Source organism: Permianibacter aggregans (assembly GCF_009756665.1).
Taxonomy (GTDB): domain Bacteria; phylum Pseudomonadota; class Gammaproteobacteria; order Enterobacterales; family Permianibacteraceae; genus Permianibacter; species Permianibacter aggregans.
Map to the genome: position 1 here is coordinate 2,610,434 of NZ_CP037953.1, position 23,620 is coordinate 2,634,053.

At 55.9% G+C, this 23,620-nt stretch carries 21 protein-coding genes and 1 pseudogene; 14 read left to right on the forward strand and 8 right to left on the reverse strand.

From position 1 onward, the window contains the following. Positions 1-261 precede the first annotated feature (261 nt). A complete protein-coding gene (gene metK / locus E2H98_RS11550; RefSeq protein WP_133591198.1) occupies positions 262-1,467 on the reverse strand; it encodes a methionine adenosyltransferase in 1,206 nt (401 codons plus the stop codon). Positions 1,468-1,702: 235 nt separating this feature from the next. Between metK and E2H98_RS11555 the strand changes: the two genes are divergently transcribed. From E2H98_RS11555 to E2H98_RS11590, 8 genes are all read left to right on the forward strand, one after another. Then, a complete protein-coding gene (locus tag E2H98_RS11555; RefSeq protein ID WP_133591200.1) occupies positions 1,703-2,497 on the forward strand; it encodes an SAM-dependent methyltransferase in 795 nt (264 codons plus the stop codon). Further along, on the forward strand, positions 2,490-3,344 hold the full coding sequence (locus E2H98_RS11560) for an SAM-dependent methyltransferase (RefSeq protein WP_133591202.1): 855 nt from the start codon (positions 2,490-2,492) through the stop codon (positions 3,342-3,344). The genes E2H98_RS11555 and E2H98_RS11560 overlap by 8 nt, the downstream gene beginning before the upstream one ends. 1 nt (position 3,345) lies before the next feature. Beyond that, positions 3,346-3,669, forward strand: coding sequence for a hypothetical protein (locus tag E2H98_RS11565; RefSeq protein WP_133591204.1), 324 nt, complete (start codon positions 3,346-3,348; stop codon positions 3,667-3,669). Between the two features lie 37 nt (positions 3,670-3,706). Then, positions 3,707-5,698, forward strand: a complete 1,992-nt coding sequence (locus tag E2H98_RS11570) for an ATP-binding protein (RefSeq protein ID WP_198325106.1) — start codon at positions 3,707-3,709, stop codon at positions 5,696-5,698. Positions 5,699-5,883: 185 nt separating this feature from the next. Continuing rightward, complete coding sequence (locus tag E2H98_RS11575) at positions 5,884-6,717, forward strand: TRAP transporter TatT component family protein (protein ID WP_133591208.1); 834 nt, start codon at positions 5,884-5,886, stop codon at positions 6,715-6,717. Further along, entirely contained in the window at positions 6,704-7,702 is a 999-nt protein-coding gene (locus tag E2H98_RS11580; protein ID WP_133591210.1) for a TRAP transporter substrate-binding protein, read from the forward strand. The genes E2H98_RS11575 and E2H98_RS11580 overlap by 14 nt, the downstream gene beginning before the upstream one ends. A gap of 19 nt (positions 7,703-7,721) precedes the next feature. Next, positions 7,722-8,213, forward strand: a complete 492-nt coding sequence (locus tag E2H98_RS11585; protein ID WP_133591213.1) for a TRAP transporter small permease — start codon at positions 7,722-7,724, stop codon at positions 8,211-8,213. Next, positions 8,210-9,502, forward strand: coding sequence for a TRAP transporter large permease (locus E2H98_RS11590; protein ID WP_133591215.1), 1,293 nt, complete (start codon positions 8,210-8,212; stop codon positions 9,500-9,502). The genes E2H98_RS11585 and E2H98_RS11590 overlap by 4 nt, the downstream gene beginning before the upstream one ends. A gap of 863 nt (positions 9,503-10,365) precedes the next feature. Here the strand turns inward: E2H98_RS11590 and accC are convergent. The 5 genes and pseudogenes from accC to E2H98_RS11615 all read right to left on the reverse strand — a co-directional run bounded on the left by accC (position 10,366) and on the right by E2H98_RS11615 (position 15,852). Next, positions 10,366-11,733, reverse strand: coding sequence for an acetyl-CoA carboxylase biotin carboxylase subunit (gene accC / locus E2H98_RS11595; protein WP_133591217.1), 1,368 nt, complete (start codon positions 11,731-11,733; stop codon positions 10,366-10,368). 103 nt (positions 11,734-11,836) lie between these two features. Continuing rightward, positions 11,837-12,301 carry an acetyl-CoA carboxylase biotin carboxyl carrier protein gene (gene accB, locus E2H98_RS11600; protein WP_133591219.1) on the reverse strand — a complete coding sequence of 155 codons (465 nt, stop codon included), beginning with the start codon at positions 12,299-12,301 and terminating at the stop codon, positions 11,837-11,839. A 47-nt stretch (positions 12,302-12,348) separates the two neighbouring features. Then, entirely contained in the window at positions 12,349-12,786 is a 438-nt protein-coding gene (aroQ, locus tag E2H98_RS11605; protein ID WP_133591221.1) for a type II 3-dehydroquinate dehydratase, read from the reverse strand. A 681-nt stretch (positions 12,787-13,467) separates the two neighbouring features. Continuing rightward, positions 13,468-14,485 (reverse strand): annotated as a pseudogene (locus tag E2H98_RS11610) (IS110 family RNA-guided transposase). Between the two features lie 194 nt (positions 14,486-14,679). Further along, on the reverse strand, positions 14,680-15,852 hold the full coding sequence (locus E2H98_RS11615) for a DesA family fatty acid desaturase (protein WP_133593249.1): 1,173 nt from the start codon (positions 15,850-15,852) through the stop codon (positions 14,680-14,682). Between the two features lie 137 nt (positions 15,853-15,989). Between E2H98_RS11615 and E2H98_RS11620 the strand changes: the two genes are divergently transcribed. From E2H98_RS11620 to E2H98_RS11645, 6 genes are all read left to right on the forward strand, one after another. Then, the gene (locus tag E2H98_RS11620; RefSeq protein ID WP_133593251.1) at positions 15,990-17,207 is read left to right on the forward strand and encodes an EAL and HDOD domain-containing protein; all 1,218 of its coding nucleotides are present in this window, start codon (positions 15,990-15,992) and stop codon (positions 17,205-17,207) included. Between the two features lie 135 nt (positions 17,208-17,342). Continuing rightward, positions 17,343-17,936, forward strand: a complete 594-nt coding sequence (locus E2H98_RS11625) for an ABC transporter ATP-binding protein (protein WP_133593253.1) — start codon at positions 17,343-17,345, stop codon at positions 17,934-17,936. Positions 17,937-17,940: 4 nt separating this feature from the next. Next, positions 17,941-19,902, forward strand: coding sequence for a Gldg family protein (locus E2H98_RS11630; protein ID WP_133593255.1), 1,962 nt, complete (start codon positions 17,941-17,943; stop codon positions 19,900-19,902). Between the two features lie 27 nt (positions 19,903-19,929). Further along, positions 19,930-20,742: a bifunctional DNA-formamidopyrimidine glycosylase/DNA-(apurinic or apyrimidinic site) lyase gene (gene mutM, locus E2H98_RS11635; RefSeq protein WP_133593257.1), complete on the forward strand. Its 813-nt coding sequence runs from the start codon at positions 19,930-19,932 to the stop codon at positions 20,740-20,742. Then, positions 20,739-21,323: a Yip1 family protein gene (locus E2H98_RS11640; RefSeq protein ID WP_157591362.1), complete on the forward strand. Its 585-nt coding sequence runs from the start codon at positions 20,739-20,741 to the stop codon at positions 21,321-21,323. Before mutM ends, E2H98_RS11640 begins: the two co-directional genes overlap by 4 nt. After that, complete coding sequence (locus tag E2H98_RS11645; RefSeq protein ID WP_157591363.1) at positions 21,320-21,751, forward strand: DUF2390 domain-containing protein; 432 nt, start codon at positions 21,320-21,322, stop codon at positions 21,749-21,751. Before E2H98_RS11640 ends, E2H98_RS11645 begins: the two co-directional genes overlap by 4 nt. 42 nt (positions 21,752-21,793) lie before the next feature. Here the strand turns inward: E2H98_RS11645 and E2H98_RS11650 are convergent, their stop codons facing one another. Both E2H98_RS11650 and E2H98_RS11655 read right to left on the reverse strand, forming a co-directional pair. Then, positions 21,794-22,396: a response regulator transcription factor gene (locus E2H98_RS11650; RefSeq protein ID WP_133593263.1), complete on the reverse strand. Its 603-nt coding sequence runs from the start codon at positions 22,394-22,396 to the stop codon at positions 21,794-21,796. Further along, the gene (locus E2H98_RS11655; protein ID WP_133593265.1) at positions 22,393-23,469 is read right to left on the reverse strand and encodes a sensor histidine kinase; all 1,077 of its coding nucleotides are present in this window, start codon (positions 23,467-23,469) and stop codon (positions 22,393-22,395) included. Before E2H98_RS11655 ends, E2H98_RS11650 begins: the two co-directional genes overlap by 4 nt. Between the last annotated feature and the right edge of the window lie 151 nt (positions 23,470-23,620).

Sequence of the window (23,620 nt, forward strand, 5' to 3'; positions counted from 1 at the left end):
TGCGGTTGTACCCGGCTTACATCATGCCGCTGCCGGCTGGCGCAGACGGGGACCCCGTTTTTCTTTTCGATTTTTGTGACTTCGAGAAAACGCGAAAAGATGTTGATGGCAGAGTGGTGAGCGGAACGAAAAGATCTTCTCTTTTCACAAAGGGAGAAGATGTCATGAAGTGACAGATGAGGGATTTTTCGGAAAGTAAAATACGAGAACAATAAACGTACCGAAAACAAAGGGCGCCGACGGCGCCCTTTGTAGATTGGCTTACAGCCCCGCGTCTTTACGCAGCGCTTCCGCTTTATCTGTGCGTTCCCAGGTAAAGGTGTTGTAAGTTTTCACTTCACCGTTCTGGTGTTTGAATTTCAGTGTGCCCGGTTTGCGACCGAAGTGGCCATAAGCTGCAGTTGGTGCGTAAATCGGGTTCAGCAGATCGAGCTGTTTGATCAGGCCATATGGGCGCAGATCAAAATGGCTGCGAATCAGTTCAACGAGCAAATCATCGCTGATTTTGCCGGTGCCGAAGGTGTTGACCGAAATCGAGGTCGGTTCAGCAACGCCAATCGCGTAGGACACTTGAATTTCGCAGCGATCGGCAAGGCCGGCGGCAACGATGTTTTTCGCGACGTAACGACCGGCGTAGGCGGCCGAGCGATCGACTTTCGATGGATCTTTTCCGGAGAACGCACCGCCACCGTGACGGGCCATGCCGCCATAGGAATCAACGATGATTTTGCGACCGGTCAGGCCGCAGTCGCCAACCGGACCGCCGATTTCGAAATTGCCGGTCGGGTTGATGTGGAACTTGGTGCCTTTGTGCAGCCATTTTTCCGGCAGCACCGGCTTGATGATGTGTTCCAGCACTTGCTTGCGCAGTTCTGCCAGTTTCACTTTCGGTGAATGCTGGGTGGAGAGCACAACGGCATCAACGGCAACCGGCTTGCCTTTTTCGTAACGGAAGGTCACTTGCGATTTCGCGTCCGGGCGCAGCCATTCCAGTTTGCCTTTCTTGCGCACTTCCGCTTGGCGTTCAACCAGGCGATGCGAGTATTCAATCGGCGCTGGCATCAGCGCTTTGGTCTCGTTGGTCGCGTAACCGAACATCAGGCCTTGATCGCCGGCGCCTTGATCTTCGGGTTTGGCGCGATCGACACCGCGGTTGATGTCGACACTTTGTTTGCCGATCAGGTTCAGCACGCCGCAGGTGTGGCCGTCAAAACCGACTTCCGAACTGGTGTAACCGATATCGCAAATAACGTTGCGGACCAGCTCTTCCAAATCCACCCAGGCGCTGGTGGTGATTTCGCCAGCGACGATCGCAACACCGGTTTTGACCAGGGTTTCGCAGGCAACGCGGGCGTATTGGTCTTCGGCAATAATGGCATCGAGCACGGCGTCGGAAATCTGATCCGCGACTTTGTCCGGGTGGCCTTCGGAAACGGATTCAGAGGTGAAAATACGGTATTCGGACATTGACGATCCTCAACAGCAAAACGGGAAGATGGCGGCCTTGTACGAGAGCCTTGTTTAAGGCGATTGATACGGGGGCTGGGCCGAAAAGCGGCATAGTCTACTCCGTTTAGCCGTCCAAATCATCCATTTCGGCGAAAGATTGTGCAACGCCCTGGCACGCCGGTGCGCACTGGCGTTTCCTTTGCCGGGCAATGGCGTTAACGTAGCAAGCTATTGATAACAACAAGGAAAACGCATGGAACGCCAAGGCGCATTGGATATCGTTGGCTGTGGTCTGCATCCGGGCCAGATGACACTGGAAACCGTTGGCATCATTCAGGCCGCCGATCGGGTGCTGGTGGTCGCGCCGAATCCGCTGTCGAATCAGCACATTCAAAGCCTGAATTCGAACCTGGAAAACCTGGGCCGGCTCTATAACGAACAAATGACCCGGCTGGAAATCTACCAGGCGATGGTCGAGCGCATGGTCGAACTGGTGCGCGAAGGTCTGCGCGTGTGTATGGTGTTCTATGGCCACCCCGGTGTGTTTGTGTTGTCGACGCAATTGGTGCGCGAACGTCTGGAGCAAGAGGGTTATCCGGTGCGCATGCTGCCGGGCATTTCCGCCGATGCCTGCCTGTTTGCCGATTTGGGGCTGGACCCATCTGCTACCGGCTGCCAGGCCTATGAAGCATCGCAATTTTTATTATCGCGGCGAAACATTGATACCGGTGCGGCGTTGATTCTTTGGCAGATTGGCTTGGTCGGTGAAATGACTGGGAGGGCCTACACGCCCGGCAAGCATGGTCTTGCCGCGATTACCCGATTGTTGTTGCAGCATTACCCGGCCGAACACCGCATTTGCTTATATGAGGCGCCGACCTTGCCGGGTTTTGCGCCGCGTAAGGATTGGTTGGCTCTGCGCGATTTACCGCAGGCGAAGCTCGAATCCTGGACGACAATGTTAGTGCCGGCGGCAACGGAGCTGGTGCTGGCCGAGGAGCGGTTGGGGTGGCTGGAAGCGCCGCAAGAAGCGATAAGTCATGGCTGAAACAAAAGCAGAGAAACCTGGCCGATTGGTGATCGCCGGCTGTGGTTTGCATCCGGGTCATATCACCGCTGAAACGGTCAATGCCATCAGTAATGCCGAGCTGGTCATGGTCGTCGTTCCGAATCCCTTGTCGATCGTCCATATTCAATCGCTGAATCCACGAGTGGAAAATCTCGCGAAAGCCTACGGCGAATTTGTCGATCGTCAGCACATTTACACGGCGATGGCGGAACGCATTATCTCGACAGTGCGCAATGGCGTTGATCTTTGCGTCGTGTTCTATGGTCACCCGGCCGTGTTCGTGGATTCCACGCACATTGCTCGGCGAATCTTGTTGGCCGAAGGCTACTCAGTGCAAATGCTGCCCGGCATTTCTGCCGAAGATTGTCTGTTCGCGGACTTGGGCATTGATCCAGGAGAATCCGGCTGCCAATCCTATGAGGCCACGCAGTTTCTATTGAACTATCATCAGTTGCACACCGGCGCTTATTTACTGCTCTGGCAAATCGGTCTGACGGCCGCGCATTTGCTGCGTTCGCTCAGGTTGAATGGCCAGGGAATAAGCGCTATCGTGCAGCTTCTCCAACAGTGGTATCCCGACGATCATCTGATTTGCGTTTACGAGGCGGCAACCTTGCCGGGACAGTCGCCCCGAACGCAGTGGATGCCGCTGTCTGAGTTGGAAAACGCGATGTTGCAAGATTGGAGCACCCTGGTTGTGCCACCACTGACGCCGCTGGTGCTTGCCGAAGAGCGATTGGCTTGGCTAGGTATTGAGGCGGATCGGGTGGCTGAGTTGGCGAACTTCTCCCAACTATGGAAGGAGCGCATACATGAGGAGCAATAACATGAGCAAGCTGAGCACATTTTTTATCGCGCTGTCACAAAATCCGGCGCTGGCCCGTCAGTTCAATGCTGGTCAGAACGATGCCGAACGCGAGGCCAATCGGATGCAGCTGCTGCAACAGGCTGGTGTCACCGAACAACAAAGCCAACATATCGCCCGTTTAAGTCAGGCCGATTTGCGTGAATTGCTGTGCAAGGAGCTGAGCGCCAGTGACGAACAATGGTTCGGCTGTGAATCAAGCTATGCCAGCACCAACGATACCGATAATAAGCTAGGCTTGATTGGCCAGCGACAGGTTGTCACACCACACCATGCCCAGCTTTGATGTCCGCCCATTATTAGTCGGATTTTTTTTTGTGCTGATGACACTTCCCGTTCTAGCGAACGGGGAGTGCCAGTCAATTGACCAAACGGACGCCAGCCGTGCCGTCCAATACGCCGATCAGGTGCGGCTAAACAGCCGTAACGATCCGGCTACCGCCCTGCAGGTGGCCAGCGAGGCGCTGGAGTATTTCCAACAACACTGTGTCATTGCGCCAAAAGCTGACGTGCTCAACGAATCGGCTTACGCGCTCTATTTCCAGTCGCGATATCCGGAAGCGCTGGTGCGCGCCAAAGAGGCCGAAGTCTTTGCCCAGGATTATCGTTTGCTGTCGTCGGTGGCGCGCGCCAAAACTATTCAGGCCAATGTCTTGCAGTCGGTGGGCGAATATTCAAAGGCCATTGGACTCTATAACGAAGCCATCGAACTGTATCAGCGCGACAAGGGCAATCGCGCCAGCGCGACCGAAGGTGAAACCCGGATTCTGAACAATATCGCCAACACCTATTTTATGGCCCGGCAATACGACTACGCGTTGAAGTACTACCATCAGTTTGGTGGCCGTGCTACCCAGCCGGAAAATCAGGCAGCTTATGCGCTCGGTGTGGCCAATGTCATGGCGGAAAAAGCGGAGTATCCAGAAGCGGAGCGCCATTACCGCGAGGCTCTTCAACTGTACACAAAGGCCGGCGATCTTCTGGGTCAGGAACTGGCCATGAATGGTTTGTCACGGGTGCTCGCGGAAGAGAAAAATTTCGAAGAGGCGTTGTCATTCAATACGCGTGCGTTTGAGTCAATGGAACGGGGGGGGCGTCAGTACAACCAGGTATCGATTTTGAATGGTCGGGCCAAAATTCAAATGGAAATGGGTCGCCATCAGCAAGCATTTTTGACACTGGATGCAGCCCTGAAAGTTGCGCAACGCCATGGTCAGAAAAGTGCTGCGGTTGACGTGCTGGAGTATCGCAGCCAATTGCACCAGCGCCTTGGTGATGATACCTCCGCACTGCGAGATATGCAGGCAATGCTGAGGTTACAGAGTGAGTTATTGAATGAGCGCTCCTCACAACAACTGGCGGTCATGCAGGCCTATTTTGATGTGCAGGAAAAAAATCGGGAAATCGAATTGCTGACGGCCAGCAACCGCGTCAAAGAGCTGGAATTGAAACAGCAAAACGCCATCTGGCTGGCGACCGTGGGCGCCATTTTATTCGCCACGATGATCATTTTCTTTTTGTTTTATCGCCGCACCCAGAAACGCTTACTGCGCGAACACGAGTTGGTCAGTGACAAGCTGCGTGAGTTGGACAAAGTCAAAGACCAGGTACTGTTGAACACCTCGCATGAATTGCGCACACCATTGAACGGCATTATTGGCATGTCGCAACTGTTGTTGGCCGACGCCTCGGGCGAGCTCAGCGAAGAGGTTCGTGAGCAAATCAATGTAATCGAATCCTGTGGCCAGCGCTTGCTGCATCTGGTGCAGGACATTCTCGATTACAGTCAACTGCAAATGGGCCGGCTGCGGGTCAGCCTGAAACCGGTTGATGCCGGCGCCGTGGTTCGTCACGCCTGCAATCTGGTTAAAGGTCTTGCCGAAGAAAAACAATTGCGCTTGCATGTCGATATGGATGAGGCCTTGCCATTGGTGACCGCCGATGAATCACGCCTGCATCAGATTTTGCTGAACCTGCTTGGCAATGCGATTAAATTCAGCCGCCGGGGCGACATCACCATCAGCGCAAAGCATGACGCCGATGGCGTATTGATCAGTGTCCAGGATCAGGGGCCGGGTATACCGACCGACAAGCTGCAGCATATTTTCAATCCATTTGAACAAGTCGATGGCTCCGCTACGCGTCGCGGTGAAGGCTCCGGTCTCGGTTTGCCGATCACCCGCGAACTGTTGCGGTTGCATGGCAGCGAAATTCAGGTGCAGTCGGTCGAGAATCGCGGTTCCACTTTCAGTTTTCGTTTGCCGGCCGCCGGTGTCGAAAGTTTGTCCGACCAGTATGCAAAGGCTGTGCACTAATCACAGCACTGATACGTGACCTCAAGCCAATACAGACTTTTGTGCTAGGATCGCCGCCGCTTGCCGGTAAGCCGGCTCGGCCCCATCCTTTTCCATGCGTCACCAGCAATCCTTATGCTGAATGGGCCCGATGAACAGTACGTAAACTGTACAGCAGCCCTGACGCGACTATCCTTGTTGCTATCATGAAGCGAAGAATCCTCTTGCCGTTAACACTCTGTCTCGTCCTGGGTGCCTGCAATATCACCGGTGGTTTTGTCAGCAGCCTGGAAAGTGCCGTGCTGAACAACCGCGATATCGCGACAGTCGAACAAGGCAGCCCGGCCTATTTATTGTTGGTCGATGCCTTGGCCAGCGACAGCGACGACCCGGAATTACTGAGTGCGGCCGCCAACCTGCATAACGCTTATGCCGGTGTGTTCGTCACCGACATGCACCGCCAGCAATTGATGACCAGCAAAGCACTGGCTTTCGCCGAACGGGCTGTTTGCGAAGAAGATGATGACTACTGCGAATTGCGCCGTCAGCCATTTGAAACGTTTACCGCTAACGTGCGGGAAATGGATGACGACGAAATCGACAGCTTCTATGCGTTGGCAACCGCTTGGGCTGGCTGGATCAGCGCCCATCGCAGCGACTGGAATGCGATTGCCGACATGGGCCGGGTCGAAACCCTTTTGCAACACATCATCCGTATCAATCCGGAATACAAAAAAGGCGATCCGTATTTGTATCTCGGTGTGCTGGCCACGTTATTGCCGGAAGCGATGGGCGGGCGTCCAGAGCAAGGCAAACTGCATTTTGAAAAGGCCATTGCCTTGTCCAATGGCAAGAACCTGATGGCCAAGGTCACTTACGCTAAACAGTATGCGCGTCTGAAGTTTGATCGCGAATTGCACGATCAGCTGCTGATTGACGTATTGCAAGCGGATGTCACGTATCCGCAATTCACCTTGATTAACACGTTTGCCCAGCAACAGGCCAAACAACTGATGGAGTCTGCTGATGACTATTTCTAAAACCCTACTGCGCGCAGCCCTGTTTTCCTTGGCGCTGATCGGTAGTGGTACTTCGTTCGCGCAAACGATCAAAATCGCCTCGCTGGCGCCGGATGGTTCCAGCTGGATGACCGAATTTCGTGCCGCCGGCGACACCATTGCCAAGCGCACTGATAAGCGCGTGCAACTGAAATTCTACCCGGGCGGTGTCATGGGCGATGATCAGGCAGTGCTGCGCAAGATCAAAATTGGTCAATTGCACGGTGGCGCTCTGACCGCCGGTAGCCTGACCGAGTTTCACCCGAACTTGCAGCTGTACAGTCTGCCATTAGTGTTCCGTAACCTCGACGAAGTCGATGCTGCCCGCAAAGCGTTTGATCCCCGCTTCCAGAAAGGCCTGGAAGAAGGTGGCATGGTCAGCTTCGGCTTCGCTGAAGGCGGTTTTGCCTACATCATGTCGACGCAATCACTGACCACCATTGATGATGTGCGCAAACGCAAAGTCTGGATTCCCAGTGGCGATCAGTTTGCTGCTGATTTGGTTTCCAGTTTCAATATTTCGCCAACGCCTTTGCCACTTTCTGATGTGCTGGTCAGCCTGCAGTCCGGTTTGATCGATACCGTTGCCACCTCGCCGATTGGTGCGCTGGCGCTGCAATGGCATAACCAGGTCAAATACGTTACCGATCTACCGCTGGTCTATGTCTTTGCGTCGTTTGTCATCGACAAAAAAGCGTTCAACAAAATCAATGAAGCCGATCAGAAAATTGTTCGCGAAGAGCTGACCAACATGTTCGCTCGTCTCGATAAACAAAACCGCCAGGACAATTTGTCGGCGATAGACGCTTTGAAAAAGCAAGGGCTGAAATTTGTTACGCCAGAACCTGCCGCTATCCAGGAGTGGTATAGCACCGCCGAAAAAGCCAATCAGAAACTGGTCAACAGCGGCAAACTGTCGAACGAGGCCTATCAGCAATTGCTGAACATCGTGCGCGCCAAACGCTGATACTGCGGAAACTGGATTCGTGAAATCACCCGCTTTTTTGCAACGCGTCTGGCATTGGCTGCATCTTTTTGAAGAAGGGCTGCTGCTGTTTATTTTCATCGGCATGATGGGCATTGCTGTGGCGCAAATTATTCTGCGCAATGTCTTTCACACCGGTATCGAATGGAGCGACGTTTTTCTGCGCTCAGCGGTGCTGTGGATTGCCCTGATTGGCGCGATGATCGCCAGCCGCACCGGCAACCATGTGCAAATCGATGTTGTGCGCCGCTTCATGCCGGAATGGCTGCAACGCTGGGGCGCGCGCCTTACCTCGGCCGCCACGATGGTGGTCGCGGCCTTATTCAGTTGGCATGGCGTTCGTTTTGCCTACCTTGAATGGCAGGACCAAACCATGGCCATCGGTATCGTGCCGAGCTGGGTAGTGGTGTCAATTATTCCATTCGGATTCGCGATGATTGCCATTCGTTACCTGATTCTGACCGTCAACCCGAAACCGATGGTGAACGAATGAGTTTCGCGTTTGCGTTAATCGTTATTCTGATTCTCGCCATTCTTGGCATGCCGGTATTCGCGGTATTGACCGCGATCGCGATGCTCGGTTTTTATTTCGCTGAAGTTGATTTGGCAGTCATGGCAATCGAGTTGTACCGGTTGACTGATACCTCGATCCTGCTGGCGCTACCGCTTTTCACGTTCGCCGGTTACGTGCTCAGTGAAAGCAATACTTCGCATCGCCTGGTGCGTTTAACCCAGGCGCTGATCGGTTCCGTACACGGCGGTCTCGCGTTCGTCGCGTTGATCGCCTGTGCCTTGTTCACGGCACTGACTGGTGCGTCCGGCGTCACCATCGTTGCGCTCGGCGCGCTGCTTTATCCGGCACTGAAAGAAGGCGGTTACAGCGACAAATTCAGTCTTGGTTTGGTCACTTCTTCCGGCAGTCTCGGTTTGTTGTTGCCACCGTCACTGCCATTGATTCTGTACAGCATCATTGCCAGCCAGATGGACCTCGGTGTCGATGTCTCGCTGGAAACCTTGTTTATCGCTGGCCTGCTGCCAGCGGCATTGATGTTGGTGCTGTTATGTGGCTACTCCTGGTGGTCGCATCGCAATGTGGAAACGCGAAAAACACCGTTTTCCTGGCGTGAAGTCGGCGCTGCCTGCTGGGAAGCGAAATGGGAATTGCCGTTGCCGCTGGTCATTCTCGGCAGCGTTTATTCCGGCTTGGTCGCGGTATCGGAAGCGGCCGCATTGACCGCTGCCTATGTGCTGATTATCGAAGTCTTTGTTTACCGTGAAGTCTCCGTCAAGGCGCTACCACGAATCATCCGCGAATCGATGGTCATGGTCGGCAGCATTCTATTGATCTTGGGTGTCGCGATGGCGTTCACCAATTATCTGATCGACATCGAAGTACCGAGCCGTTTGTTCGACTGGATGCAGCGCCACGTCGATGACCGTCTGACGTTTTTGCTTTTGCTGAATATTTTCCTGCTGCTGCTTGGCGCCATGCTCGATATTTTTGCTGCGCTGATTGTTGTCGTGCCGCTGTTACTGCCGGTGGCGATTGGCTACGGCATTGATCCGGTGCATCTCGGTATTATTTTCCTCGCTAACATGCAGATTGGTTACTTCACGCCGCCGGTTGGGATGAATTTGTTTATCGCCAGTTATCGCTTTCAGAAGCCGGTGCTGACGTTGTACCAAAGCACGATTCCGTTTTTCTGGGTGCTGCTCGCGGCGGTGCTGATTATTACTTATGTGCCGGAGTTGAGTTTGATGTTGCTCGACAGAGGATTGTAACGCTCGGTCCGCGGTGGCTGATGAAAATGATGCGGCCAGTTCCCTCTCCCTTGATGGGAGAGGGCTAGGGAGAGGGTGATTTTCTACGTGCGTTCGTGCTGAGGATTTGCCGGTTCTCGGACCGGCGACCGAGCTACTTTATCTTTGCTCGTGCAAAGAAAAGTACCCAAAAGAAAGCACGCCCCGACAGCGCCAGTAAATATTCGTTGCGTCGACTAGGCCGCTCCGTCAACAAGCGCTCTCCGCCTCGGGCCGCACTGACGCGGCATCCATGCCTTATCAGTGCTATGCCAGCTGTCCCTGCTGGCATACCCGGCCTACGAACACTTGTTGCCGGCTGGCGCTAACGGGGGCCCCATTTTTCCTTTTCTAATTATTTATCTTCGTTCTCTTTTATGTCCTGAATTCTGAGTCGGGGCCACTTCATGCGCTTTCTTTTACTCATCTTTCCGGGCTGAACACAGGTACTGTGGCCTGCTTCTCGCGCTGTTAAATGGGCAGAGCGTGATTTGATTTTCGAAGTGGATTACCTAAGAAAATGCAAAACGGGGTCCCCGTCTGCGCCAGCCGACAGCGACAGGGTGGAGGCCGGGTACAACCGCAGGGACAGCGGTTGTAGTGCTGTCGAGGCATGGATGCCGAGTCAGCACGGCCCGAGCTGGAAGCCTGTCGATGACGGAGCGGCCTGGTCGAAGCAAATAGACTTTTCTGGCGCAGTTGGGGCGCGTTTCTTTGCTTACTTTCTTTTGCGCGAGCAAAGAAAGTGAGGCGCCCGCCGGGGCGCGACCCGGCAATCCAGAAGGACGAACCAACGCCCAAATAAAAAGCCCACATAAGTGGGCTCTTTAATGCGGAAAAAGCGATCACCCTTCCTTCCGCAACTTCTCCATCAAATAATGAATCGTGGTGCCGCCACGTTGGAAGTTGTAGTCATTCATGATGTCGCGCTGCAGGCTGATGTTGGTCTTGATGCCATCGACAACCAGCTCATCCAAGGCCGAACGCATTTTGGCAATGGCGGTGGCACGATCATCGGCGAAGGTAATCAGCTTGCCGATCATCGAATCATAGAACGGCGGCACGCGATAGCCGGCGTAGATATGCGAATCCCAGCGCACACCCAAACCACCGGGCGGGTGGAAGCGGCTGATCAAGCCCGGGCTAGGAATAAAGGTTTTCGGATCTTCGGCGTTGATCCGGCACTCTATTGCATGGCCTTTGATCTTCACGTCTTCTTGTTTGACCGATAAGCCTAGGCCAGCGGCAACGCGCAGTTGCTCCTTGATGATATCGATGCCGGTGATCATCTCGGTAACCGGATGTTCGACCTGCACGCGGGTATTCATTTCAATGAAGAAAAACTCGCCTTTCTCGAACAGGAATTCGAAGGTGCCGGCGCCGCGATAACCAATTTCAATACAGGCTTTCACGCAGCGTTCGCCGATCTGTTTGCGCTGCTCCGGGGTGATGCCTGGGGCTGGCGCTTCTTCAACGACTTTCTGGTGACGGCGCTGCATCGAGCAATCACGCTCACCAAGATAAATGGCGTTGCCCTGACCGTCGGCAATGACCTGAATTTCGATATGGCGTGGCGCTTCCAGGAATTTTTCCATGTAAACCATATCGTTGTTGAACGCCGCCGCCGCTTCCGCTTTCGTGGTTTGAATCGCGGAATGCAGATGCGCTTCGGAATGCACGACGCGCATGCCGCGACCACCACCGCCGCCGGAGGCCTTGATGATCACCGGGAAACCGATTTTGCGCGCGATTTTGACTTGCTCGGCAGGGTCGTCACTGAGCGCGCCTTCAGAACCGGGTACGGTTGGCACGCCGGCCTTTTTCATCGCATCTTTGGCCGATACTTTGTCGCCCATCAGACGAATGGTGTCGGCGCGTGGGCCGATAAAGACAAAGCCGGAAGATTCGACGCGCTCGGCGAAATCGGCGTTCTCGGCCAGGAAGCCATAACCGGGGTGAATGCCGACGGCATCGGTGACTTCCGCAGCGGAAATCAGCGCTGGAACATTCAGATAGGAATCTTTCGATGCTGGCGGACCAATGCAAACCGATTCATCGGCCAAGCGCACGTGCATCAGATCGGTATCGGCCGTGGAATGTACGGCAACGGTCTTGATGTCCAGATCACGGCAGGCGCGCAGGATACGCAGGGCGATTTCGCCGCGGTTGGCGATCAGGACTTTATCGAGTTTCTGGGCAACCGGGTTGCTCATGTTAAACCTCGTGAGAGTGTGTTTGAGCACCGCCGGAAAACTGCCCGGCGGTGGCGACAAGATACTGGCTACAGATCCCTGGCTACAGAATAGCGGCGCGGAATTATTCGATGATGAACAGCGGTTGATCGAATTCCACCGGCGTGCCGTTCTCAACCAGGATCTGCTTGATCGTGCCGGCCTTGTCGCTTTCGATCTGGTTCATCATTTTCATCGCCTCGACGATGCACAGTACATCGCCGACTTTGACCTGGCTGCCGACTTCAACAAAAGCCTTGGCACCGGGGCTGGCCGAGCGATAGAAGGTACCGACCATTGGCGATTTGACCGCGTTGACGGCACTGCTGGCGGCCGCCGCGGGGGCAGGTGCCTGAGCCGGTGCAGCCGCAGCTGGTGCCGGTGCGGCGGCAGGGGCGTAATGCATCGGTGCCGGCGCTGGTGCGTAATGCACGGCCGCAGTCGACCCGCGCGAAATGCGCACCGACTCTTCGCCTTCTTTGATTTCGATTTCGGCGATACCGGACTCTTCCAACAGCTCAATCAGTTTCTTGATCTTGCGGATGTCCATCTTTTCTTTCCCCATGTGTTTGAAAACCTTTTGAAACGCCGGAGCGTTTACGACAGCAGCGTGTCAGCGGCCTGAAGCGCCAGCGTGTAGGAATGCGGACCAAAGCCGCAAATCACGCCTTTGGCCAAGTCGCTGAAATAGGAATGCTGACGAAACGACTCACGAGCGTGGATATTGGACAAATGAACTTCGATAAATGGCAGTGCTACGCCAGCCAGCGCATCGCGCAGGGCGATGCTGGTATGGGTGAACGCGCCGGGATTGATCAGAATGAATTGCGTGCCGTCCTGGCCGGCCTGATGGATACGATCGATCAGCACATGCTCGGCATTGCTTTGCAGCGTGTCGAGGCTGTGGCCGAGCGCCTTCGCCTGAGTGGTCAGCGACTCGTTGATCGTCTGCAGACTCGTGGCACCATAAACTGCCGGCTCGCGAGTGCCGAGCAGGTTCAGATTGGGGCCATGTAGTAGCAGCAGTTTTGCCATCGGTCATTCCGGAAAAAGAACGATAATGCTGAGAAGCACAAGGCATCTGCAGCGAATCGTTCGGGAAACGGTCGTAATCCGGCATCCCAGCCCTAAGTCGAGGGGAGCTATTTTGAACGGAACGTCAGGGAATGTCTATTATCGCCAGGTCTAACCAGAAGATGGCAGCCTATTTGCCGACGTTCGACGCAATTGAGTGCAGTTTAAGGTATTGGCTGGCAGGCCCGATGAAATCTGGCCTGAGCGCGGGCAGCTACCTTAGGGGTTTCCGGCCGGCGGGTCAATTACCGTTGACACCGCCGGGGCCGAAATGTTCTAAAAATGCCGATCAGTAGGTGCCTTTGTTTTGGCTTTTTCAGGTGGGTTGTCCGGATAGAGCCGGACCTACAGGATGCCGCAATGCGGGTGTGGAAGGCGAGGTAGGTGCGTATATGGACTCCTCCCCTATTGCAAGCCATCGTCGAAAGCGACAAAGGAATGAGACTGCAAACGTATATCCGACCTGTTGGTGAGCGCATCAATCGCTCTGGCCATAATGGTTTTCGCTCACACCGTGCCTATCGAATTCGCGGCCTTTCCTGTTCAGGAGGCCGTCGCACCTAGCGGCATCATGGTGTGCCGGTCTTACCGTTGTGCCATTCTCGATGACTTGGCAATCTCTGGTGGGTTCACTCCTTTTGCTTAGTTGCTGTTCCGGTAACATTCGCCTTTGCTCAACAACGCCCAGATGATGCGCGCGTTTTTGTTGGCCACGGCGACGGTGGTGACATTGGTATCGCGTCTTGCCTCCAATGCCTGGATGTTCAGGCTGCGTGCATCGTGTTTTTTTCGGCTGGCATTTACCGCCGCTCGGGCGCCGTGAATCAGCAAGGTTCGCAGTAATGGATTTCCGCGCTTGCTGATACGTCCCAGACGCTCTTTGCCTCCGCTCGAATGTTGCGTTGGCACCAAGCCCAAATACGCGGCAAATTGTCGCCCGCTGCGAAATTGTTTGGCATCACCCACTTGCGCAACTAATGCCGAAGCATTGATGGGGCCAATGCCTTCGATGGCCAGCAGTCGCTGAATCGTTCATCGTTTTTCACGCAAGCCAGCACCTGCTTGGTCAGGGCATCGAGTTGTGCACTCATGAACGTCAGCTCGTCATAAAGCTGACGCAACAGTTGCCGCATCAACGGACACAGCTCATTGCGCGGTTCGTCGATAATCGCCGGCAACTGACGACACAATGCCGTGGCGCCATGCGTCGAGATGACAATGCCGTGCTCAGCCAATAACCCTTTGGTTTCGTTGATGAGGCGGTACGGGCACGGGTTACTCGTTGACGCACCCGATGTAAGGCTTGCAGTGCCAGTTGCTCCGGTGGCTTGACCGTGACAAAGCGCATCGTCGGTCGTGACAGCGCTTCACAAATCGCTTCGGCGTCATTGGCATCGTTCTTATTGGATTTGACATAGGGTTTGACGAACTGCGGCGGCATCAGCTTGACCACATGGCCCAGGCTCGTCAGCCGGCGTGCCCAGTAATGCGCACCCGCACAGGCTTCCATACCAATCAGCGTCGGGGCCAGCTTGGCGAAGAACGGCAGCATCTGTTGACGGCTGAGGCGTTTGTTCATCACTGGTTTGTCGTGGTCATTGACCGCATGAAGTTGGAAAACCTGCTTTGCCAGGTCGATTCCGATGCGCTTAATATTCATAACGGACTCCTTCCTTCTGTGACTGACATGACTCGTCAATCTCAGTCTGGCACTTCGATGCCGTGGATGGGAGGAGTCCATACCATCAAATTCATTCGCACAGGGATTTGGTGGTTGCCGCGATTTTCATGATGTCCGAATAAATCCGAACCTACAAAAAACGCGCCGAATGGCGCGCTTTTATTTATTGACGTTCAGGCCGGTTGCGGCGCCATGCGCCGTACTGACACGGCGAAATCCTGCAGCACGCGGATGCCGGTGGCTTCGGCTTCTTCGCACCATTTGCGCAAAGCCAGAATCAGCTCGTCGCGGGTCATGACCGATTTGGCCCACAGTGCCTGCAAGCGTTCGCGGAATTCCTGGACGATGCGCAGCATTTCGCTGTGCGCCAGCAATTGCTGCAGGTGTTCGCGATCGTGTTGTTTCAACAAGCGTTCATCACGCATCAGGCCACGGCGGGCGCGCAAGTAAAGCTCGTGAATGGCTTCGCTGGCTTTGGCTTTTTCGGCGCGCCACAGCGGCTTGACGACATCATTGGTGTATTGCGCCATCAACTGGAAACGGTTGTTGATCACCGCAGCCAGCATTTCGGCGCTGATCGGCTGCTGCTGTTCCTGGCGCACCAGCTTCGGCGGTACGCGATTGACTTTCGCCAGACCAAATAATTTCAGCGCTTTGATGTACATCCAACCGATATCGAACTCATACCATTTGACCGAGAATTTCGCCGAAGTCGGGTAGGTGTGATGGTTGTTGTGCAGTTCTTCACCACCAATGAAAAAACCCACCGCAGACACGTTGCGGGCGGCATCAGGACATTCGTAGTTGCGATAGCCCCAGTAATGACCGACACCGTTGATGACGCCAGCAGCCCAGAACGGAATCCAGATCATCTGAATCGCCCAAATGGTGATGCCCGGCAAGCCGAACAGAATCAGATCGAGCACGAACATGATGGCGATGCCGAGGAAGTTGTAAGGTGTGTACAGCTTGCGCTCGATCCAGTCATCGGGTGTGCCTTTGCCGTACTTGGCCAGCGTCTCTTCGTTTTTCGCTTCTTTCTGATAGAGCTCGGCGCCTTCGCGCATGACTTTTTTCAGGCCGAGAATTTGCGGGCTGTGTGGATCGTTTTCGGTTTCGCAAAACGCGTGGTGCTTGCGATGAATCGCAGCCCAGGCCTTGGTGTTCTGGCCCGTGGTCAGCCACAGCCAGAGGCGGAAGAAGTGAGAAATGACCGGGTGCAGATCAATGGCCCGGTGCGCCTGGCAGCGATGCAGGTAGAGCGTGACTGCAGCGATGGTGATTTGGGTCAAGATAATCGTGGCGACGATATAGCCGACCAGCGACAGGTCTAACAAGCCGTACATTGAGGGTTTCCTGAAACTGCGTGAAGCCGCGGGTTGCGAGCTTTGACCATGGTAACCGGCAAAGTTGCCGGCAGGAAAGGAAAAACCGCACATTGCCGTCTATGCTAAGAGGCAATATCCGACTGACCTAAGCCGACATGACTGCAGTTGCTGTATCGGTGTTACTGGCCCGACAACCCATTTTCGATAACAACCTGCAGGTGTTCGGCTACGAACTGCTGTACCGCGGCGAACATCCGTTCACGCTCGACTCGGTTGGCGGCGACAGCGCCACCAGCCAAGTGGTCATGAACGCGCTGTGCGGCATGAACCCGGACGAAGTCGCCGGCACGCCGATCTTCATCAACCTGACCGAAGCGATGCTGGTTGGCGAACAGACTCCACCGCTGCCAGTCGAGACGACCGTTTTTGAAATTCTCGAAACTACCCGTGCCAGTGAGCTGGTGTTCAAGCAGATCCGCCATTTGAAAGAACAGGGGTTTCGCATCGCGCTCGACGATTTCGTGTGGCGCGACGACTGGCAGGAAATATTGCCGCTGGCCGATTTCATCAAGATTGATTTGTTTCAGTACGACCGTGATCAATTACGGGAATTGGTCGCGAAACTGAAAACCTACCCGGCCGCGTTGATCGCTGAAAAAGTTGAAACTCGTGAGGAACTGGAGTTCTGCCGCGAACTTGGCTGCCAGTATTTCCAGGGTTTTTTCCTCGAAAAGCCGCAACCGGTGGTGGGCAAAAAGCTGCGGCCGCAAATGCAGCTGATCATGGATGTTTACGCCTCGCTGCAGCGCGAAGACATCACGGCCAAAGAACTCGCCGATCAAATCGGCCGCGACCCGCAGCTGACCTTTCAGTTGCTGCGTATCATCAATTCCGCAGCGTTCAGCCTGCAACGCCGGATTCAGAATCTGCGCGAAGCGATCATGTTGCTAGGCATGCAGAAACTGCGCACCTGGATGATGATCATCGCGCTGGCCAATGAACGCGACAAACCTACCGAGTTGCTGCATGGCCTGTTGATCCGTGCTCGGCTCGCCGAGCTGGTGGCCCAGCAACAAATGCCGACGAAAGCCGATGCAGCATTTCTGCTTGGCATGTTCAGCGGCCTCGATGCGCTGCTCGACATCCCGATGAACGAACTGGTCAAACGCCTGCCACTGCACGAAGAGATGATTCAGGCGCTGCTCGAGCATCAAGGGCCGCTGGGGCAATTGTTGCATCAGGTGATCGCGTTCGAACACGCCGAATGGCATGAGTTCCAACCGGGCAAGCTGGCGCCGGAAATCTGGCAACAATGCTATTACGACGCGCTGAAATGGGCTCGGTCCATCGCGGTGCCGCTGCGGGAAAAATAATCCGTTTGAACGTGGACAACCGTGTTTCGCGGCGAACAACCCTTAACGGCAACTTGTGCTGTTGTGTATAGTTCCGGCCACTTGCCAACCACCCTCTGCTGACTCTTGGCCAACCACGATTCATCCAACCCAGCCTTGCAACTCGATTCTGTCGTCATCCGGCGCGGTGACTTCAGCAGCGCGCCGCTGAGCTTAACGATGCTGCCCGGTGAAAAGCGGGTGCTGCTCGGTAGCAATGGCTGCGGTAAAACCAGCCTGCTATTGGCCATCGCCGGATTGCTGCCGGTTCGCGCTGGCGCCATTCATCGCCCTGACTGCGCATTGAGTACCGGCCAGTTGCAACCGTTGCCGGAATGGACGGTTGCCGAAGCCTTGCATGACGGCCTCGGCGCGCAAGCCGAAGCGGCCATGGTGTTTTGGCAATTGGAAAGCGTTGCCAACCAGCGCTTGGCGCGTTTGTCACTGGGCTTTCAGCAACGAGTTTCGCTGGCGCTCGCCACGTTTTCTCCGGCTGCGCTGGTGCTGCTCGACGAACCGGCCAATGGCCTCGACCCGACTCAGGCCGAGCGGCTGCATCGCTGGCTGGCGGAAACCACCGACAAGACGGTATTGCTGGTCAGCCATCAGCCGCAACGGCTGCCACCGGAAGTGAGCCAGGCGCTGCTGATCAGCGAACAGGGCGTGCAGTTCGACGGTCCGCGCGCGCAACTGCCGCCACCCTGGGGTTAAGCCGATGCCGATTTCTGCGTACTCTTTTTCTGCCCTGGCACTCGACTGGCGTCAGTTCTGGCGCCAGCCTGCAGCCTGGCTGGCGACGTTGCTGCTGGCCATTGGTGCCTCGGCGATTTTCGTCAATCGGCTGGAACACTACTTGAGCCTGCAGGCGCAGGGTTTTATCGGCCTGCAACTGGATAACGACCTGCTCGGCCCGCTGTTTGGCGCACTGGCGGCGCTGGTGGTGTTCACGGCGCCATTGCTGGCATTGGCGATGCGGCCGGTGTTGTTGCTCAATCACCGCCGGCTGCAAGCGCGCTATCGTTTCGGTCGGGCGATTGGCCTGTTGCTGCTGGCGCTGCTGCTGATGTTGGCGCCGCTGCTGCCAGTGTTCGGCCTGCTGGCGCTGGGGGCAAGCTTGAAGCTGCACGCCTTGCTGCTGCCGGCAGCGGGTATTCTGTTGTTGGCCTGCGTGGCGCTGCTGATGTCGCTGGCCTTGGCTGTTCGTATCCAGCACCCGGCCAGCGCGCTCGCGTTCAGCTACCTGCTGTTGCTGGCCTTGGTGGCGCTCGATGCGCTGCCCGGCGGCTATGGCCTGTTCGGCCAGTTCCGGCCGTTCTACCAGGGCGAACTGACGCTGGCTGGTCTTGGTTACCTGACATTGCTGGTGTTGGCTGCGCGGGCTTCGGTACAAGCCTATTTAACGGCCAGTAAAGCAAGTACTTACTTAAGCCTTGGACTTTTATTGGCGGCAATCGTTGCTGTCCAGCTGCCAGGCCGCTGGCAGGCCGAGCCGGTGCTGAGCCCGGCCCAGCAGCAGATGCTGGCAGTGCATGGCAAGGATTTGCAATTGACCCTGATCAGCGCCGATGCTAATGCCCGCAGCGACTGGCGGGCCCAGCTTGAAGCACTGAAAATCTGGCAGCCAAGCCTGAGCATCAGCGAACAGCACCCGGAAGCGCTGGCGCCGAATTTGCGCGATCAGCTGCCCGGTAATTCCGGGCTATTGCTGCAGCGCCAGAACCAATCGGCCTGGCTGGCGCTGCCGATCGACCAACTGCCGGCCCGGATTGTCGAATCGCTGAGCACGCTGGTCGAACGGCGCGACGCGCAAATTGTGTTTCTCGAAGGCAATGGTGAACGCGAGCTGTTCGGCGAGCAGGCCCGTGACCTGCGTAAATTACGTGATGCCTTGCAGGCTCAGGGCCTGTCGGGGCAGCCGCTGGCGCTGATGCCGGGCATGAGCATCCCGGACAATACCTCGGTGCTGGTCATCGCTTCTCCGCAGAATGTTTACCCGACTTATTTGCGTCAGGCATTGCTGCAATACCTGATGCGCGGCGGCCATCTGCTCTGGCTGCGCGAACCGGATGAACCGGAAGCCTTGACCAGTCTGGAAACTTACCTTGGCGTGTCGCGCTTACCCGGCACCGTTGTCGACCCGGTCGCCGTGCAGCGCGGCAGCCCGCATCCGGCTATCGTGATCATTGACCATTATCCTGAGCACCCGGCGTTCACGCATCTGCAGGAGCTGACGGCGCTGCCCTGGACGCAAGCGCTGCGGGCCCAAGCCGCTGCCGATGTGGCCATTACGCCATTGCTGCAATCGCACCCGGACAGCCGGCTGGTGGCCGAGCCGGACCAGAACTGGCCGGATGATGCCCCGAAAGGCCCATTCACGGTCGGGCTGCTCTGGCAGAAAACCGTCAATGAACAGACACAGCGCGTTGCCGTGATCGGCGATGGCCATTTTCTGGCCGACACGGCGCTGCATAACTACGGCAACAGCGCGCTGGCGCTGAGCCTGCTGCAATGGCTGGCGTTCGGCGACGAAGCACTTTCACCGGTGCTGGAGCGGCGCAGTGAAATCCTGTTCCTGCCGGGTTGGGCATTAAGCAGCTTGCGCTACGGTGTCTGGTTGTGGCCGCTCAGCTTGCTGTTGCTTGGTTGTCTGACGTTGTGGCATTGGCGCCGGCGCTAGTGACGGTTGATTGTTGGATAAAGCGCGATGCCTGAATTACCCGAGGTAGAAACCACCCGTCGAGGGCTCGCCCCGCATGTCGTCGGCCAGCACATCATCCATTTACTGGTACGCGAACCACGGCTGCGCTGGCCGGTGCCGGCCGAGTTACCAGCACTGGTCTCAGGTCAACCGGTGCTATCGCTGGAGCGCCGGGCCAAGTACCTGTTATTCCAATTGCCAAATGGCTACCTGCTGTCACATCTTGGCATGTCCGGTTCCTGGCGGGTGCTAACCGAGCCGGCGCCACTGCGCACCCACGATCACCTCGTGATAACGATGAGCAGCGGTCGCGAACTGCGCTACCACGACCCGCGTCGCTTTGGTTGCCTGCTGTGGACGACCGAACCGGATGAACACACCTTGTTGCGTGTGCTCGGTCCGGAACCGCTCGCTGACGAATTTGATGGTAATTATCTATTCCAACGCAGCCGCGGAAAATCAGCGCCGATCAAAACCTTTTTGATGGATAACCATGTCGTCGTCGGCGTCGGCAATATCTACGCCCAGGAAGCGCTGTTTCTCGCTGGCATCCGGCCTGGTATTGCGGCCGGTAGAGTAACCCGTGCGCGCTATCAGGCGCTGGCCGAGATCATTCGCAAAGTTCTGAGCGAAGCGATTCAACAGGGCGGTACCACGCTGCGCGACTTCGTCAACAGCGATGGCGAGCCCGGCTACTTTGCGCAACAATTGCGTGTCTATGGCCGTGAAGGCTTGCCCTGTCATGTTTGCCAAACGCCAATCAAATCTTTGAAACACGCCAATCGCACAACGAGTTACTGCCCGCAATGTCAGCAATGAATGAAACCCCGGCGCCACCGCCGTTCCTACCTTATTGGCGCAGCGTCTGGTTGAAGCCGCGCCAGACCATGGCAGCCATTTACGCCGCGCCACGTCATGCCTTGATGTGGTTGCCGGCCATTGTTGGCGGCATTGCGCTGATGATGGAAGCGGCCATTGTCGGTAAATTCTGGACCCAGTTGCCGTTTGGCCAGGTGTGGATGTCATCGCTGCTGCTCGGGCCATTGGCCGGCATGTTGAACGTCGGCATTCTCGGTTTCTTCGTGCGCCAGTTCGGTAAATTGATGCAAGGCGAAGGCGATGCCACCCGCATTCGCCTGGCACTGAGCTGGGCAACGGTGCCGGTAGCGTTTGCGCTGATTCCGACCGCGATTGAATATTACTTGCGCGCCACCGAAGGCGAATCATTGTTGACCTCGGCGTTGCTTTGGCTGCGCACCGGTCTGGGCATATGGGGCGTATTGCTGATGTGCCTTTGTGTTGCCGAAGCGCAGCGTTTCTCATTCAAGCAGGGCGCGTTGAACGTGCTGTCGATTTTTGTCTTCTTCAACGTTTTGATGTTCCTGCTGGTTCCGCGATGAACACTCAGGAAAGCTTCTGGCAGTTCGCCTGCCGGTTCTACGAAAACCCGTTGCACCGCGAACAGCTGCTGTTCATGCAGAACAGCGGCGGCGTCGATGTTGGTTTTGTCTTGCTGGCGCTGTGGCATGGTCGTTTGCAGCGTCGACATTGGACGGCCCTGTTACAACAAACCGCGGCGTTACGTGGCGAGCTAGAGCAATTGCGCCGGCTGCGCATACAAAACAAAAATCGCTGGCCCAACGAAGATTATTATCAGGCCTTGAAAGCCGCTGAATTGGCATTGGAGAAAAATCTTTATCAGGAACTGGAGCAATTGGTTGGCCAATTTGACGACCTTTCGGTCAACATCGATATCAAATCCAGCTTAAGTGCCTTGCTTGATTGTTATCACTTGCCGGCCGGGTTTGTCGCGCCGAGTTTGGCGTAGCTTTTTTGAGAAATGTCCGGTTAAATCCTGAGGAATCCGGACCTACAACCAACCTTTTTCGCGCGCCAAACGCGCTGCATCGACGCGATTTTTCGCGCCCAGTTTCGCCATCGCTTCCGATAGATAATTGCGCACGGTGCCTTCCGACAAATGAATCTTGTCGGCGATTTCGGCGGTGCTGAAACCTTCGGCGGCTTGCCGCAATACCGCGCGTTCGCGTTCGGTCAACGGATCGCTTTCCTCCCAGGCCGCTGCCGCCAATTCCGGATCGATGAGGCGGCCACCGCGATGAATACTGCGGATGGCTTCGGCCAGCTGTTGTGCTGGCGCATCTTTCAATAAATAACCACGAACACCGGCATCAAGTGCGCGCCGCAAAAAGCCGCTACGGGCAAAAGTCGTGACGATAATCGTGCGGATATCACTGTGCTGTTGTTGAATGGCTTTCGCCAGATCAAGACCGCTTTCGCCGCTGAGTTCAATGTCGGTCAGCACGATATCGCAGGCGTGGTTTGCCAGCCATTGCTCGGCTTCGGTGGCGTTGCCGACATCACCGGCGATTTCAATATCCGCCTCCAAGGACAGTAGCGCTTTTAACGCGCCACGCACCATCGCCTGATCCTCGACCAGCAGCACCTTGATCATGCGTTTGCCTCTTTCGGCAGGCGGGCGACAACGGTATGGCCGCGGCCGCTGATGAATTCGAACACGCCGTTCAACAATGCTACCCGCTCGCGCATGCCACGCAGACCATTGCCTTCTTCGCGCACCGGTTTGTCGCCATCGTCTTCAATGCGCAACTGCACTTCGTTAGCGTGCTCCTGCAATTGAATGTTCAGTTCGCGGGCGCCGGCATGACGCAGCACATTGGTTGCTGCTTCGCGCAAAATAAAACAGAGCACGTTCTCGACCGGCGGCGGTAACGGCGCGTTACTCCACTGCACATTGACGCGTATGCCGGCAACATCCATCGCCTGTTGAATGCGTTTCAACTCCTGTTGCAAGTTACCGACTCTAAACCCCCGCACGGCTTCGCGCACTTCTTGTAACACGGTGCGAGCGGCTTGTTCGATATCCTTGATTTCGCTACGGGCGCGTTCGCTGTCCTGACCAATCAATTTACCGGCCAACTCGGCTTTAAGCGTGATCAGTGACAGGGTATGGCCAAGCAAGTCATGCAGGTCGCGGGCGATGCGCTCACGCTCGGCAACGGTGGCCAAATATTCGATTTCTTCCTGCTGCTTTAGCTGGGCATCGCGATGGCGTTCGCGCATGCCTTCCATAACATTGATTAGACCAATGAACAGCGAAATCGCCATGCCTGGCAGCCAGACATACAGTGGCGGTTCAACCAGCAAGGTCCAGACACCGACTGCACTCACAATAGCCAGCACATGTGCAATACCATGCCGTAAAACCGGATAGCCACGAGCCAGCGCTGCCGCGTAGATAAAAAACGTGCAGGCTCCTGGATTGTATTCCGCGACCGCCAGGCCAAAACCAAACATCAGCGTCGCCGGCAGCCAGAGTCGCGGCCAGGGTTGCCGGTAACCCCAGATGAATAGCGGCACGAAGGCCAGAATGACCACGACATCAAGCAGCAGATAGCTCCAGGAAAATGGCCGGAACGCATGATGAAACAGCAAGAACAACAGATAAAACAGGTAGTAGAGCGATTCCCGCTCAACGAGCGGTTTGTGCTTGAACCGAGTTTTCACGATTGGTCGTTCCTGCGATGACTGCCGCCGCCACCGATCATAGCGGCGTTTTGGGCAACAGGTTTTGGCTTTTTACCGGCGCTGCAGGTAGCATGTCGTCCCACTTGTGCCCATTGCCGATGGCACAACCCATAAGGAGACAAACGTGAGT